This window comes from Variovorax sp. GW822-FHT04A09 (genome assembly GCF_058801005.1).
The window spans coordinates 899,892-913,068 of sequence record NZ_JBXAMV010000001.1 but is presented as its reverse complement, the minus strand read 5'-3'; the positions used below and the strand labels follow the sequence as shown (position 1 = coordinate 913,068).

Here is a 13,177-nt window from a genome sequence, read left to right as displayed (position 1 = left end):
GCCGGGCGACTCAGGCGTCGGGTGCCGGCGGAACACCGCTGGCGAGGATCTCCAGCATACGCGCCTCGTCGATCACCGTGACGCCGAGGTCGCGCGCCTTGTCCAGCTTGCTGCCAGCCTCTTCCCCGGCCACGAGGTAGTGGGTCTTCTTGCTGACGGAGCCGGCCACCTTGGCGCCGGCTGCCTCCAATTTATCCTTCGCTTCGTCGCGGCCCAGCGTAGGAAGGGTACCGGTGATCACGAAGGTCAGTCCCGCCAAAGGCTTGGGCGCGCGGGCCTCGGGCTCGAACTCTTCCCAGGTCAGGCCGCAGGCGCGCAGCTGCTCCACCACTTCGCGGTTGTGCGGCTGGTCGAAGAAGGTGCGCAGGCTCTGCGCCACCACCGGGCCGACGTCGTTGACCTCGAGCAGCTGCTCCTCGGTCGCGTCCATGATGGCGTCGAGCTTGCCGAAATGCTTGGCGAGGTCCTTTGCCGTGCTCTCGCCGACGTGGCGGATGCCCAGGCCGAACAAAAAGCGCGGCAGCGTGGTCTTCTTCGAGGCTTCGAGCGCATCGACGAGGTTCTGGGCCGACTTCTCGGCCATGCGGTCCAGGCCCGCCAGCGTGACGAAGCCGAGCTTGTACAGATCGGGCAAGGTGCGGATCAGGTTGGCATCGACCAGCTGCTCGACCAGCTTGTCGCCCAGCCCGTCGACATCGACCGCGCGCCGCGCCGCGAAATGCAAGATGGCTTCCTTGCGCTGCGCTGCGCAGAACAGGCCACCGGTGCAGCGGTAGTCGACCTCGCCCTCCTCCCGCACCGCCTCGGAATCGCACACGGGGCACTTGTGCGGCATGGTGAAGACCGCGCCGCGCTGGTCGTCCGGCTTGGCCAGGCTGTCGGGCGCCACCCCCACCACTTCCGGAATCACGTCGCCGGCGCGCCGCACGATCACGGTATCTCCCACGCGCACGTCCTTGCGGCGCGCTTCGTCCTCGTTGTGCAGCGTGGCGTTGGTCACGGTCACGCCGCCCACGAACACCGGCGCCAGCTTGGCCACCGGCGTGAGCTTGCCGGTGCGGCCCACCTGGATCTCGATGCCGACCACCTCGGTCAGCTGCTCCTGCGCCGGGTACTTGTGGGCCACGGCCCAGCGCGGTTCGCGCGAGACAAAGCCCAGCTGGCGCTGCAGCTCCAGGCTGTCGACCTTGTAGACCACGCCGTCGATGTCGTACGGCAGCGCATCGCGCTGGCGGCCGATGGTTTCGTGGAACGCTATCAGTTCAATAGCACCCGTCGCCCGTGCGGTCTGCGTGGCGACCGGGAAGCCCCAGGCATGGAATTGCTGCAGCCAGTCGAACTGGGTGGCAATTTCGGGCCCGCCGTCGCTCGCCGGCGAGACCTCGCCCAGGCCGTAGGCAAAGAAGCTCAGCGGACGCGCCGCCGCGATCGCCGGATCGTGCTGGCGCACCGCGCCGGCAGCCGCATTGCGCGGATTGACGAACACCTTCTCGTTCTTCTGCCCGGCGGCGATCTTCTCGCGCTGGCGCTCGTTGAGGGCATCGAAATCGGCGCGCTTCATGTAGACCTCGCCACGCACCTCGACCACGGGCGGGGCGGCGCCCTTGAGCTTGAGCGGAATCTCGCGCACGGTGCGGATGTTCTGCGTGACGTCCTCGCCCACCTCGCCGTCGCCGCGCGTGGCGGCCTGCACCAGCACGCCGTGCTCGTAGCGCAGGCTCATGGCCAGCCCGTCGAACTTGAGCTCGCAGACGTAGCTGATCTGCGGCGCGTCTTCGGCCAGGCCCAGTTCGCGGCGCACGCGCGCGTCGAAGGCGCTGGCGCCGGCGGGCGTGATGTCGGTCTCGGTGCGGATCGACAGCATCGGCACCCGGTGGCGCACCTTGGCCAGGCTGTCGAGCACCGTGCCGCCCACGCGCTGCGTCGGCGAATCGGGCGTGCGCAGCTCGGGAAACTCGGTCTCCAGCACCTGCAGGCGCTGGAACATCTTGTCGTACTCGGCGTCGGGCAGCTCGGGGGCGTCGAGCACGTAGTACAGATGGGCGTGGCGATGCAGCTGCTCGCTCAGTGCGGCGGCTTCGCGTGCCGCTTCGTCGCGCGTTGTCATGGGGTGTCCCTCGGGAAAAAGACGGGTCAGCTGAAGAGGCGTCGCGCCAGCGGCGAGCCCGCGGCGAGATCGCGTGCGTCGAGCGTGTCGTACAGCTGCTCGAGGTCGGCGCCGATCACGTCCATGGTTTCGTCGCGCAGCAACTGGCCGTCGCTGTCGGTCACCACGCCGTCCATCTCGCGGGCGAGCGTGGCAGCAGCTTCACGCATGCGGCGGAACGGCTCTTCGCCGCGATCGACCTGCGGCACGTCGAGGCTCAGGCTGAGTTCGCGGATCGCCGATTGCGCCGGATCGTCGGCCAGTGCGGCCTGGGTGTCGAACGAGAGCCCGAGGATCGGCGGCAGGCCGGCCTCGCTGGTCGGCAGTACCATGCGGCCCGGGATAATCCCAGCGACAAAGCCCAGCCGCGCAGCGTTCTGCTGCACGTAGCCCGGGCTCCAGGCCGCATGCAGCGCACGCAGCACAAAGCCCAGCTGCGCGTCGTGCGCGCTGGCGAACTGGTCGAGCTCGCGGGCACGCGCCACTTCGTCGAGCATTTCAGGAAATTCGGGCGCACCGTTCACCGCGTCGGCAAAAGCCTGCGCCTTGACCACGAATTCGGAGTACTCGATCTCGTTGAGCGCCCCGGTGCGGTTGGCCAGTTGCACGCCGACCTGGAAGGCGCGGTAGCGCTGTCCGGGCGCCGGCGGCTCCCATTGGCTGGTGAGGTCGTTCAGGCCTTCGATGGCCACCGGCTTGCTGCCGGCGCGGCGCGTCGACGGCATCGACGCGAGCGCGGCATCGCCCGAGGCCAGGCCTTCGAGCGAAATGGGCGCGATGACGTCGATCAGCGGATCGAGCCCGCCGCGGCGCTCGCCGGTGGGCACGGGCACGCCGCTGGGCGCCGGCAGGTCGGGGTCGAACAGCGGCTCGTGGCGGTCGCTGCCGGCCACCTGGCTCGGGTCGGCATGGAGCATCGGCTCCACGCCGCCGTCGCTGCCGCCGGCCAGCGCGCGCTCGGCTTCGGCCAGGGCGACATCGACCGCATCGGGCTGGCGCGGCGCATTGCGGCGCGACATCAGGGTGTTGTAGGCCACGACGGCCGCGAGAACGAGGCCGCCGAGGATCGCCAGGGCGAGGGTGAGATTGCTCATGCGTGCCCTTGCCTTATGCCGCTTCGACCATCGAGACCGCCGACTCCATGTCGACCGCAACGATGCGCGACACGCCCTGCTCCTGCATGGTCACGCCGATCAGCTGTTCGGCCATTTCCATGGCGATCTTGTTGTGGCTGATGAAAAGGAACTGGGTTTCACGGCTCATGGCGGAGACGAGTTTGGCATAGCGTTCGGTGTTGGCGTCGTCCAGCGGCGCGTCCACTTCGTCCAGCAGGCAGAAAGGCGCCGGGTTCAGCTGGAAGATGGCGAAGACGAGCGCAATGGCCGTGAGCGCCTTCTCGCCGCCCGAGAGCAGGTGGATGGTCTGGTTCTTCTTGCCGGGCGGCTGGGCCATGACCTGCACGCCGGAATCGAGGATTTCGTCGCCCGTCATCATCAGCTTGGCGTTGCCGCCGCCGAACAGCTCCGGGAACATGCGGCTGAAGTGCTCGTTGACGATCTTGAAGGTGCCGCCGAGCAGGTCGCGCGTTTCGGCGTCGATCTTGCGAATGGCGTCTTCGAGCGTGCCGATGGCTTCGTTCAGGTCGGCCGACTGCGCGTCGAGGAAGACCTTGCGCTCGCTCGCAATCGCGAGTTCGTCGAGCGCGGCGAGGTTGACGGCGCCGAGCGCGACCACCTCGCGGTTCAGGCGGTCGATTTCGCTTTGCAGGCCGGTCAGGCGCACCTTCTCGGTCTCGATCGATTGCGCGACCGCCTCGAGGTCGGCACCGGCGTCGTCCAGCAGCTGTTGGTACTGCTCGACGCCCAGGCGCGCGGCCTGCTCCTTGAGCTGGAACTCGGTGATGCGCTGGCGCAGCGGATCGAGTTCGCGCTCCAGCTGCAGCCGGCGCTCGTCGCTGGCGCGCAGTTTGAGCGTGAGGTCGTCGTACTGGCTGCGGGCCGCGCCCAAGGCGGTCTCGCGCTCCAGCTTGAGCGACAGCGCGTCCTGCAGGCCGGCTTGCGCGGCGGCATCCGACAGGCGGCTGAGCTCGGCGCGGGCGCGCTCGTCTTCGTCGGTCAGCGCCACGGTCTGCTGCGAAGCGGTTTCGATGCTGCGGTTCAGTTCGCCGCGGCGCGCTTCGAGCGTGCGCTGCGAAAAGGTGGCTTCCTGCGCCTGTCGTTCGAGGCTGCGGTGCTGCTCGCGGCTGGCCGTGAGCGCGCGACCGGCTTCGATCACGCGCTCGTCGAGCTGCGCATGGCGCTCCTGGCTGTCGGCCAGCTGCATGTCGAGCTCTTCGAAGCGGCCTTCGGCGGCGATGCGCTTTTCTTGCAGTTCCTCGAGCTGGGCATCGACCTCGCCGAGGTCGGCGGCCAGCTGCTGGCTGCGCGCGCGGGTCTGTTCGGCGAGCTGCGTCATGCGCAGTGTTTCGACCTGCAGTTCATGGGCGCGCGACTGCGTTTCGGCGGCTTCGCGGCGCGCCGTGACGAGGCGCTGCGCGGCATCGCCGTAGGCCGCTTCGGCACGGACCAGCGCGGTGCGCGCCTCTTCGTTGATGAGCGTCTGGGCCTTGAGCTGGCGCTCGAGGTTTTCCATTTCCTGCTGGCGGGCCAGGAGGCCGGCCTGCTCGGAATCGGGCGCGTAGAAGTTCACGCTGTGCGACGACACGGCATGGCCGCTGCGCACGTAGATCACTTCGCCGGGCTGCAGCGTGGCGCGCTGGGCCAGCGCTTCTTCGAAAGTCTCGGCCGTGAAGCAACCGTGCAGCCAGTCGTTCAGCAGCGCTTGCTGGCCGGCGTCGTTCAGGCGCAGCAGGCTCGACAGCTTGGGCAGCGCGCCCGCGCCCTGCGGCACGCCAGCGGCGGGCGGGCTGTAGAAGGCCAGCTTGGCGGGCGGTGCGTCGTTGCCGAAGGCACGCACCATGTCGAGCCGGCTGACTTCGAGCGCGCCCAGGCGCTCGCGCAGTGCGGACTCGAGCGCGTTCTCCCAGCCCTGTTCGATGTGGATGCGGCTCCACAGGCCCTGCAGGCCATCGAGCCCGTGCTTGGCGAGCCAGGGCGCGAGCTTGCCGTCGGTCTTGACCTTCTCCTGCAGCGCACGCAGCGCTTCGAGGCGGGCCGAGAACTCGGCGTGTCGGGCGCCCTCGGTGTTGACGGCCTGCTGCTTGGCGCGGCGGTCTTCGTCGAGCTGGGGCACGGCCTCCTGCAGTTCCTGCAGGCGGGCGTCGGATTCGCTGGCGGTTTCCTGCGCCGCGGCCAGCTGCTCCTGCATGTCGGTCAGCCGGTCTTCATCGGGCGCGGCCAGCGCGTTCTGGTCGGCGCGCAGGCGTTCGCTGCGCAGCGTGAGCTGGCGGCTCTGGTCTTCGATGTTGCGCTGGTCGGCGGCCAACACCTGGATCTGCTGCTGCACCTGCGACACCGTCGCGCGCTGCGTGTTGGCCTCGTTCTGCGCACGCTGCACGGCCTCTTCGAGGTCGGGCAGGCGCGCGTCGTGCTCTTCGAGCTGCGCGGCCAGCAGGATGGCCTGCTCTTCGGCATCGACGCCGGCACCGGCCAGCGTCTCTATCTCGGCTTCGGCCTCTTCGCGGCGACGGCCCCATTGGCCCATCTGTTCGCGCAGTTGCACAAGGCGCTGTTCGACGCGCTGGCGGCCTTCGACCACGAAGCGGATCTCGCCTTCGAGCCGGCCGACTTCGGCGCTGGCTTCGTACAACTTGCCCTGCGCCTGGTTCACCAGGTCGCCGGCGCCGTAGTGGGCCTGGCGCACGGTTTCGAGTTCGGACTCGATGCGGCGCAGGTCGGCGGTGCGCGATTCGAGGTCGTTGATGGCCTTTTCCGAATCGGCCTTGATCTTGGCCTGGTCGGCATCGCTTTCGCCGCGCTTGAGGAACCACAGCTGGTGCTGCTTCTTCGTGGCGTCGCCCTGCAGCGCGTTGTAGCGCGCCGCCACCTCGGCTTGCTTCTCGAGCTTCTCGAGGTTGGCGTTGAGTTCGCGCAGGATGTCTTCGACGCGCGTGAGGTTCTCGCGCGTGTCGCCCAGGCGGTTCTCGGTTTCGCGGCGGCGCTCCTTGTACTTGGAGACACCCGCGGCTTCTTCGAGGAACAGGCGCAGCTCTTCGGGCTTGGATTCGATGATCCGGCTGATCGTGCCCTGGCCGATGATGGCGTAGGCGCGCGGGCCGAGGCCGGTGCCCAGGAACACGTCCTGCACGTCGCGGCGACGCACCGGCTGGTTGTTGATGTAGTAGCTGCTGGTGCCGTCGCGCGTGAGCACGCGGCGCACGGCGATTTCGGTGAACTGGTTCCACTGGCCGCCGGCGCGGTGGTCGGCGTTGTCGAACACCAGTTCGACGCTCGAGCGGCTGGCCTGCTTGCGGGTGGTCGTGCCGTTGAAGATCACGTCCTGCATCGACTCGCCGCGCAGTTCCGACGCACGCGACTCGCCGAGCACCCAGCGCACGGCATCCATGATGTTCGACTTGCCGCAGCCGTTCGGCCCCACCACCCCGACCAGTTGGCCCGGCAGCAGGAAGTTGGTGGGTTCGGCGAACGACTTGAAGCCCGAGAGCTTGATGGAGTTAAGACGCACGACTTGTCGCCCTGCCTTGGCGTAGCGCCAAGGTATTGATTTGTAAGGAAAATTGCACGGGCCCGCAGCTTGAAGCGGGCCGCCGCCCCAGCCGTGGATGATAACGTCAGGGCATGAGCGATTCCCTGGCTTCTCCCCTCGCGGCGCGACGCACCTGCCTGTTGGCGGGCACCGCGGCCGCCCTGCTCGCGCCGCTGGCGCTGACGGGCTGTTCCTCCTTCCGTTCCACCGAGCGCGCCGAGCCCTACGGCAACCAGGAATGGCTGCAATCGGCCACCAACCGCATCGCCAACCTGTCGCTGCGCGACAACCTGCAGTCGGTGCGCCGCGTGCAGACCACCTTGTACCGGCGCAACCCGCGTGAATGGCGCAAGTCGGCCGCCAGCATGGAAGAAGCCACGCAGCGCACCTGGGACGCGGTCCTGCAGGGCACGCAGTTGCCCGAGCTGCGCGGCGCCACCGGCATCGACGCCATCCGCCTGGCCTTCGAGACCGGCCCGCAGGCCTACCAGGGCGACCGCGTGGCGGCGCTGGTCGTCGGGTGGGCCTCGATGCTCAAGCAGGCCAACGGCAACACCTGGGACCAGACCATGATCGACGGGGTCGACGCCGAGAACAGCTACCGCACGGCGCGCAACTTCGAGATTTCGCTCTGGCTCATCTCTTCCAAGACCGGCCCCGACGGCCAGCCGCTGCTGCTGGCCACCGAGATCAGCGAGCGCGGGCGCAACCTCGTGGCCGACCGCGAACTGTCGAAGGTGGTGGCACGGCTCGACCTGCTGGCCGCTCAGGCCGACGAGAAATACCGCCGGGCGGCCCTCGACTTCGGCCAGAACTGGGTGATGGGCGTGGTCATGCCGCTCTTCACGCTGATACCCAAGTAGGTTCTTCGCATCGGAAATATGTTTCCCAAATAGGCATTTGCGGTAATATCTTTCCGTGGACAAGCAGGAACTCATCACCGCCCTCACGGCGCGTCGCGGGGCCACCGGCCTCACGAACGCCGAGATCGCCCTGCGTTCGGGGCTCACCGAGCGCTCGGTGCGCAATGCCCTGAGCCTGAAGGGCAATCCGCAGTTGTCGTCGCTGCTCGCGCTGGTCGATGCGCTGGGGCTCGAACTGCAGCTCGCGCCCAAGGGCTTCGGCGAAGGCACGGCCGTCGATCCCGGCTACCGCCCGGTCGCCACGCGCGTCGGTCGGGCGCTGGCCGAAGCGCCTGCCGCGCCGCCCTACGTGCGGGGCCGCCGCTCACCGCCATGAACGTCAAGATCCTCGAGATTTCGCTCGGCGCGCACCGCCTCGGCAAGCTGTTCCAGTACGCCGACCTGTGCCGCTTCGTGGCGGAGCCCGAGTTGATCGCCAACCCGCCGCCCGGCGTGCTTTCGCTGTCGATGGTCGCGAGCGACCCGGCCGCCCAGGCCGCGTTGTGGAGCGACGTGAAGAACCCGCTGTTCAACGCCCAGGGCGGCCAGTTGCCCGGCTTCTTCCAGAACCTGCTGCCCGAAGGCGTGCTGCGCAGCCACATCGCGCAGCTGCGCGGTTGCCGCGAGAACGACCACTTCGAATTGCTGGCGGCCTGCGGCGGCGACCTGCCCGGCGCCGTGGCCGCGCGCCCGGTGTCGGTGGACCGCGGCACGCTGCAGCGGCTCATCACGCAGGACCAGGACGCGCTCGAGATGTCGGTGGTCGAGTTGCCGATGCCGCAGGGCATCTCGGTCTCGGGCGTGCAGCCCAAGCTCGGCCTGCGCCGCCAGGGCGGGCGCTACGTGGCGCGCGTGCGCGCCGGCGCCAGCACGCGCGTGATCGCCAAGCTGCCGGTGGCCGGCCGGCCGCACATGCCGCAACTCGAGATGCTTTCGCTGCAGATGGCCGGGGTGGCGGGTGTCGAGGTGTGTCACGCCGAACTCGCGCCGCTGTCGGCCATTGCGGCGGAGCACAGCTATGCGCTGCCGGACGAGCCCGAGTTCCTGGCCGTCACGCGTTTCGACCGCGATGGCGCGCGCCGCATCCATTTCGAAGACTTCGCGCAGGTGCTGGCGGTCGACCCGATGCACAAGTACAGCGGAAGCTACCTCGACATGGCGCTCGCGATGCGCGCCTTTCCGTCTCTCGGCGAAGACGCTGTGCTCGAACTGGTGCGCCGGCTCGTGGTCAACGACCTGCTGGGCAACCCCGATGCCCACCTGAAGAACTTCGGCGTGCTGTACCCCGACGGCATCGCACCACGGTTGGCGCCGGCCTATGACATCGTGGCCTATGCGGCGCTGCAGGGCGTCGAGGGCCATGCACTGCCGCTGCTGCCGGCCCCAGTGAGCGCCACCGCGGCCCGTCGCACCGCGATGTTCACGCCGGCCAATGTGCGCGCGTTCTGTTTCTCGGCTGGCTTGCACGAGCCGCGCATGCGACGCGTGGTGGCCGACACGGCCCGCCTCGCGCGCGACCAGTGGCCCGCGATGATCGACGCGTCGGCACTGCCGGCCCCGTGGAAGAAACGGCTGCAGCAGCGCCTGCAGGCACATCCCTTGCTGCAGGGCATGAGCAAGCGGGGTCGCTAGCCACAGTGGTGCGACAGGCGACCCCTAGAATGAATCCGCCCTCCTCCACCCCTCAACCCATTCGAGGCAGCAACCACTCATGAGCTCCATCAATTTTATCGGCGGCGAAAAAGGCGGTGTCGGCAAATCGGTCACGGCACGCGTGCTGGCCCAGTACTTCATCGATCGCAGCCGGCCCTTCACCGGCTTCGACACCGATCGGTCGCACAGCTCCTTCACACGCTTCTACGAGGGCTTTGCCTCGCCCGTGGTGGTCGACAGCTTCGAAGGCCTGGACACGGTGGTGAACGGCTTCGAGACCAACCCGAAGCAGAGCGTGATCGTCGACCTCGCGGCGCAGACGCTGGCGCCGTTGTCGCGCTGGATCAAGGAATCCGACCTGTTCGACGTGTTCGAGGAGATCGACGTCACGGTCAACTTCTGGCACGTGCTGGACGACGGCAAGGACTCCACCGACCTGCTCGGCACGCTGATCGACACCTTCGGCAATCGGCCCAACTACATCGTGGTGCAGAACTACGGGCGCGGCAGCGACTTCGGGATGCTGCTGGCGTCGCAGTCGCTGTCGAAGGCCAATGCGAACGGCGCACGCGTGATTGCATTGCCGCGATTGCATGAGGCCAGCATGCGCAAGATCGATGCGCAGAACACGAGTTTCTGGAAGGCGGTGAACGACCGCGAAGGGCCGCATGCGCTTGGGTTGCTGGAACGGCAGCGCGTGAAGTCGTGGCTGGCTACGGCTTACGCTGCGTTTGATACGCTGCCTCTCTAGGCCTTTTGGGAGCGCCCGACAGGCGGCACGGCGTGGTCGGCCCCACTGTGCCGGCCGCTTCGCGGCTGCCCTGCGGTGCTCGCGTTTCGCGGGGTCTCGCAGAACTCGCCTTCGGCTCAAACAGCTGCGAGCCCTGATCCGCGAAACGCTGCGCTCCTCGGCGGCACAGAGGGGCCGCCCACACCGCACCGCCTGCCGGGTTCCGGGGTGAAATGGATGCCCTGCTCTTCGCCAGGAAGAACGAAGCAGCCGGGCCTCAGATCATTCCGCCGTTGATCGAGATCACCTGTCCCGTGATGTACGCGGCTTCATCGCCTGCCAGGAACGCTGCCAGCGCCGCCACTTCCTGCGGCGTTCCGGCGCGCTTCACGGGCACCATCTGGTTGATGAGCGCGGGATCGAACACCGCATCGGCCATCGGCGACGCGATGATTCCCGGCGCGATCGCGTTCACGGTCACGCCGCGCGACGCCACTTCGAGCGACAGCGCCTTGGTCGCGCTGTTCAGCGCGCCCTTGGCCGCGGCGTAGTTCACCTGCCCCTTGTTCCCCGCGATGGCAGCGACGGACGAGATGTTCAGCACGCGCCCCCAACGGGTGCGCATCATCGGCAGCAGCAGCGGTTGGGTCACGCGGAAGAAGCCGTTGAGCGACACGTCGATCACCTTGTGCCATTGCTCGGCGCGCATGCCGGGCAGCACCGCGTCGTCGTGCACGCCCGCGTTGTTGACGAGGATCTGCACCGCGCCGCCTTCGAGGATGCGTGCGCAGCCGGCCGCGCAGGCTTCGTCGCTGCGCAGGTCGAACACATGGCATTCCGCCTTGCCGCCTGCAGCGGTGATCGACGCAGCCAGTTGCTCGATGGCCTCGGGTCGCGAATTGGCATGCAGCAGCACGGTGGCGCCGTCGCGTGCAAAACGCTCCGCCATGGCCGCACCGAGCGCGCCGCTGGCGCCGGTGATCAGTGTGCGTTTTCCTTCGAAACTCATGACGGTGTGCTTCCCATGTCCGCCAGCGGCGTGTTCAAGACCACCACGGCCCGGCCTTCGGCCAGCAGGCGGCCGTCGTCGGCCGCCACCGTGAATTCATACAAGACCTGCCGGTCATCGCCGGACAGGCGCTTCGCGCGCACCTGCAACGCCCCGGCGATGTCGTCCAGCCGCGCCGCCGCCAACTTCACGTTGCGCGCGCTGGCCAGGAAGCCGGCCGACGGCGTGCTGCCCTCCACCGCCAGCAGGCCGCCGTGCAGCGCCATGGCCTGCGCCGCGTATTCGATGGCGTTCGGCGCGAGCAGGCCGCTCTCGGTGCGCAGCGGGTTGTCCGCCTGGCTGTGCGTCGTGGTGCTGCAATGGATCGATTCGGCGTCCCAGCCCTCGAGGCGTTCCAGCAGGCACATGCTGCCGCTGTGCGGAATGCGCGCAGCGATGCCCGCGCGGTCGAGCGTCTGCGGTGCCGTCAAGCGGCAGTCTCCAGGTCGGCCACCAGCAGCACGTTGGCGAACGGCGTGCCTTCGCTCATCGGCATGCTCTGCACGCGGAAACCCAGGCGCTGCAGCACGCCGATCCACTCGGTCAGTGGGCGGCCCCAGGTCGGCGAGACCTTGTGGCCGCGGATGCGCGTCACGGTGCGATCGACCCACTGGCTGATCGCGAAGCCGCGCGTGCTCGACGCATCGCCCACGCGCAGCAGCAGGCGCGCCTTCGGGTTGCCGCCACGGCGCAACGCGTCGCGCACGCGGGTCAGCACGCCTTCTTGCGCCGCGAGGTCCACGTAGTGCAGCACGTCGAGGATCACGACCAGATCGCAGTCGGGCAAGGCGGCCGAGCACATGTCGGCGCACACCAGCCGCGGCGTCGGCTTCAGGTGGCCGACCGATGCCTCGGCGCGCGCCACGTCCTTGGGCATCAGCTCGATGCCCGTGTAGTCCGCGGCAGCCGGCGTGGCGGCCCATGAGGCCGGCCAGCGTCCCTGTTGCTGCATCGTGCTCATCGACGCCAGCAGGCTCACGAAGAGGCCCTGTCCGCAGCCGATGTCGACCACGCGCCGGTGCTGGGCGTCGATCAGCCCGCGTTCGAGCAGGCCGCGGAACACCGGGTCGCGCCCGAGCTTGCCGCGCGCGAACTGCCAGGCGAAGGTGCCGCCCTTCTTGTAAGGCACGGTCGCGGCTTCGTGCAGCTCGCGCCAGGCTTGGTCGGTGGTCATCGTCGATGGCATCACGGCGCTCATGCGGTCTTCAATCCTTCAGGCAGGGTCACGGCGCGCAATCCATCGGTGCGCAGGCGTTGGAGCAACAAGGGCAGGACTTCCAGCAAGACGGGTTGCCCCGCCGCGGTGCGCGCGGCATTGCCGTCGTGCAGCAGCAGGATGTCGCGCGCCTGCAGGTGGCGGGCGAGGCGCGCCATCACCTTGGCGGCATCGCCTTCGCGGGTGTCGAAACCGCGCCGCGTCCAGCTCACGAGCGAGAGGCCGAGGCGGTGCAGCACGGGTTCGAGGAAAGGGTTGCGCAGGCCGGCGGGCGCGCGGAAACAGGTCGGGCGCTGGCCGGTCACGTCGGTCAGGATGTCCTGCGCGCGCGCGATCTCCGCCGCGAAGCCGCGCGGGCCGAGGAAAGAGAAGTTGTGCCGATGCCGCGCCGTGTGGTTCTGGATGCTGTGGCCGCGCGCGACGATCTCGCGCGCCAGCGCCGGATGCGCCAGCACGCGCTCGGCGATGCAGAAGAAGGTGGCGCGCTGTCCGTGGGCGTCCAGCAGGTCGAGCACGCGGGGGGTGACCTCGGGCTCGGGCCCGTCGTCGATGGTGATCGCCACCTCGCGACGCGCAGCGGCGGCTTCGGGCAGGCGCGTGACGTTCGGGCCGAGCAGGTTGCTGCGCGGCGTGAGCCCGGCGCCGGTGATCAGCGCATGGTTCAGCACCACCGCGCCGAGCGCCCAGGGCCATGCGCCCGGCACCAGCACGCCCGCGCCCAGGGCCGCCACATGCACGGCCGCGCTGGCGCGCATGGCGGGCGGCCAGGGCCAGGATTCGGAGGCGGCAGAACGGGTGGAAGGGGCGGAAGGCGACGACATGGTGGGTCCGGATTTTC

General features: G+C 68.8%; 11 protein-coding genes. 4 read left to right on the top strand and 7 right to left on the bottom strand.

The window, feature by feature from the left end; translation table 11 throughout:
* Positions 1-10: 10 nt before the first annotated feature.
* Genes ligA through smc form a run of 3 tightly spaced genes read right to left on the bottom strand, consistent with a single transcriptional unit; the run spans position 11 to position 6,769 of the window.
* The gene (gene ligA, locus AC1RLW_RS04095; RefSeq protein ID WP_493192277.1) at positions 11-2,107 is read right to left on the bottom strand and encodes an NAD-dependent DNA ligase LigA; all 2,097 of its coding nucleotides are present in this window, start codon (positions 2,105-2,107) and stop codon (positions 11-13) included.
* Between the two features lie 26 nt (positions 2,108-2,133).
* Positions 2,134-3,240 (bottom strand): cell division protein ZipA C-terminal FtsZ-binding domain-containing protein, encoded by a 1,107-nt coding sequence (locus AC1RLW_RS04090; RefSeq protein ID WP_493192276.1) that lies wholly within the window; start codon positions 3,238-3,240, stop codon positions 2,134-2,136.
* Positions 3,241-3,253: 13 nt separating this feature from the next.
* Entirely contained in the window at positions 3,254-6,769 is a 3,516-nt protein-coding gene (gene smc / locus AC1RLW_RS04085) for a chromosome segregation protein SMC (RefSeq protein ID WP_493192275.1), read from the bottom strand.
* Positions 6,770-6,882: 113 nt separating this feature from the next.
* Between smc and AC1RLW_RS04080 the strand changes: the two genes are divergently transcribed.
* From AC1RLW_RS04080 to AC1RLW_RS04065, 4 genes are all read left to right on the top strand, one after another.
* Entirely contained in the window at positions 6,883-7,653 is a 771-nt protein-coding gene (locus AC1RLW_RS04080; RefSeq protein WP_493192274.1) for a hypothetical protein, read from the top strand.
* 55 nt (positions 7,654-7,708) lie between these two features.
* On the top strand, positions 7,709-8,029 hold the full coding sequence (locus AC1RLW_RS04075) for a helix-turn-helix domain-containing protein (RefSeq protein WP_070060699.1): 321 nt from the start codon (positions 7,709-7,711) through the stop codon (positions 8,027-8,029).
* Positions 8,026-9,324, top strand: coding sequence for a type II toxin-antitoxin system HipA family toxin (locus AC1RLW_RS04070; RefSeq protein WP_493192273.1), 1,299 nt, complete (start codon positions 8,026-8,028; stop codon positions 9,322-9,324). The genes AC1RLW_RS04075 and AC1RLW_RS04070 overlap by 4 nt, the downstream gene beginning before the upstream one ends.
* A 79-nt stretch (positions 9,325-9,403) precedes the next feature.
* Positions 9,404-10,096 carry a P-loop NTPase family protein gene (locus AC1RLW_RS04065; RefSeq protein ID WP_062471226.1) on the top strand — a complete coding sequence of 231 codons (693 nt, stop codon included), beginning with the start codon at positions 9,404-9,406 and terminating at the stop codon, positions 10,094-10,096.
* Between the two features lie 256 nt (positions 10,097-10,352).
* On the opposite strand, the gene fabG is transcribed toward AC1RLW_RS04065, so the two are convergent.
* Genes fabG through AC1RLW_RS04045 form a run of 4 tightly spaced genes read right to left on the bottom strand, consistent with a single transcriptional unit; the run spans position 10,353 to position 13,160 of the window.
* On the bottom strand, positions 10,353-11,084 hold the full coding sequence (fabG, locus tag AC1RLW_RS04060) for a 3-oxoacyl-ACP reductase FabG (RefSeq protein WP_062471225.1): 732 nt from the start codon (positions 11,082-11,084) through the stop codon (positions 10,353-10,355).
* Positions 11,081-11,554: a hotdog family protein gene (locus tag AC1RLW_RS04055; protein WP_493192272.1), complete on the bottom strand. Its 474-nt coding sequence runs from the start codon at positions 11,552-11,554 to the stop codon at positions 11,081-11,083. The genes fabG and AC1RLW_RS04055 overlap by 4 nt, the downstream gene beginning before the upstream one ends.
* On the bottom strand, positions 11,551-12,321 hold the full coding sequence (locus AC1RLW_RS04050) for a class I SAM-dependent methyltransferase (RefSeq protein WP_493192271.1): 771 nt from the start codon (positions 12,319-12,321) through the stop codon (positions 11,551-11,553). Before AC1RLW_RS04050 ends, AC1RLW_RS04055 begins: the two co-directional genes overlap by 4 nt.
* The gene (locus tag AC1RLW_RS04045) at positions 12,318-13,160 is read right to left on the bottom strand and encodes a polysaccharide deacetylase family protein (protein WP_157627289.1); all 843 of its coding nucleotides are present in this window, start codon (positions 13,158-13,160) and stop codon (positions 12,318-12,320) included. The genes AC1RLW_RS04050 and AC1RLW_RS04045 overlap by 4 nt, the downstream gene beginning before the upstream one ends.
* Between the last annotated feature and the right edge of the window lie 17 nt (positions 13,161-13,177).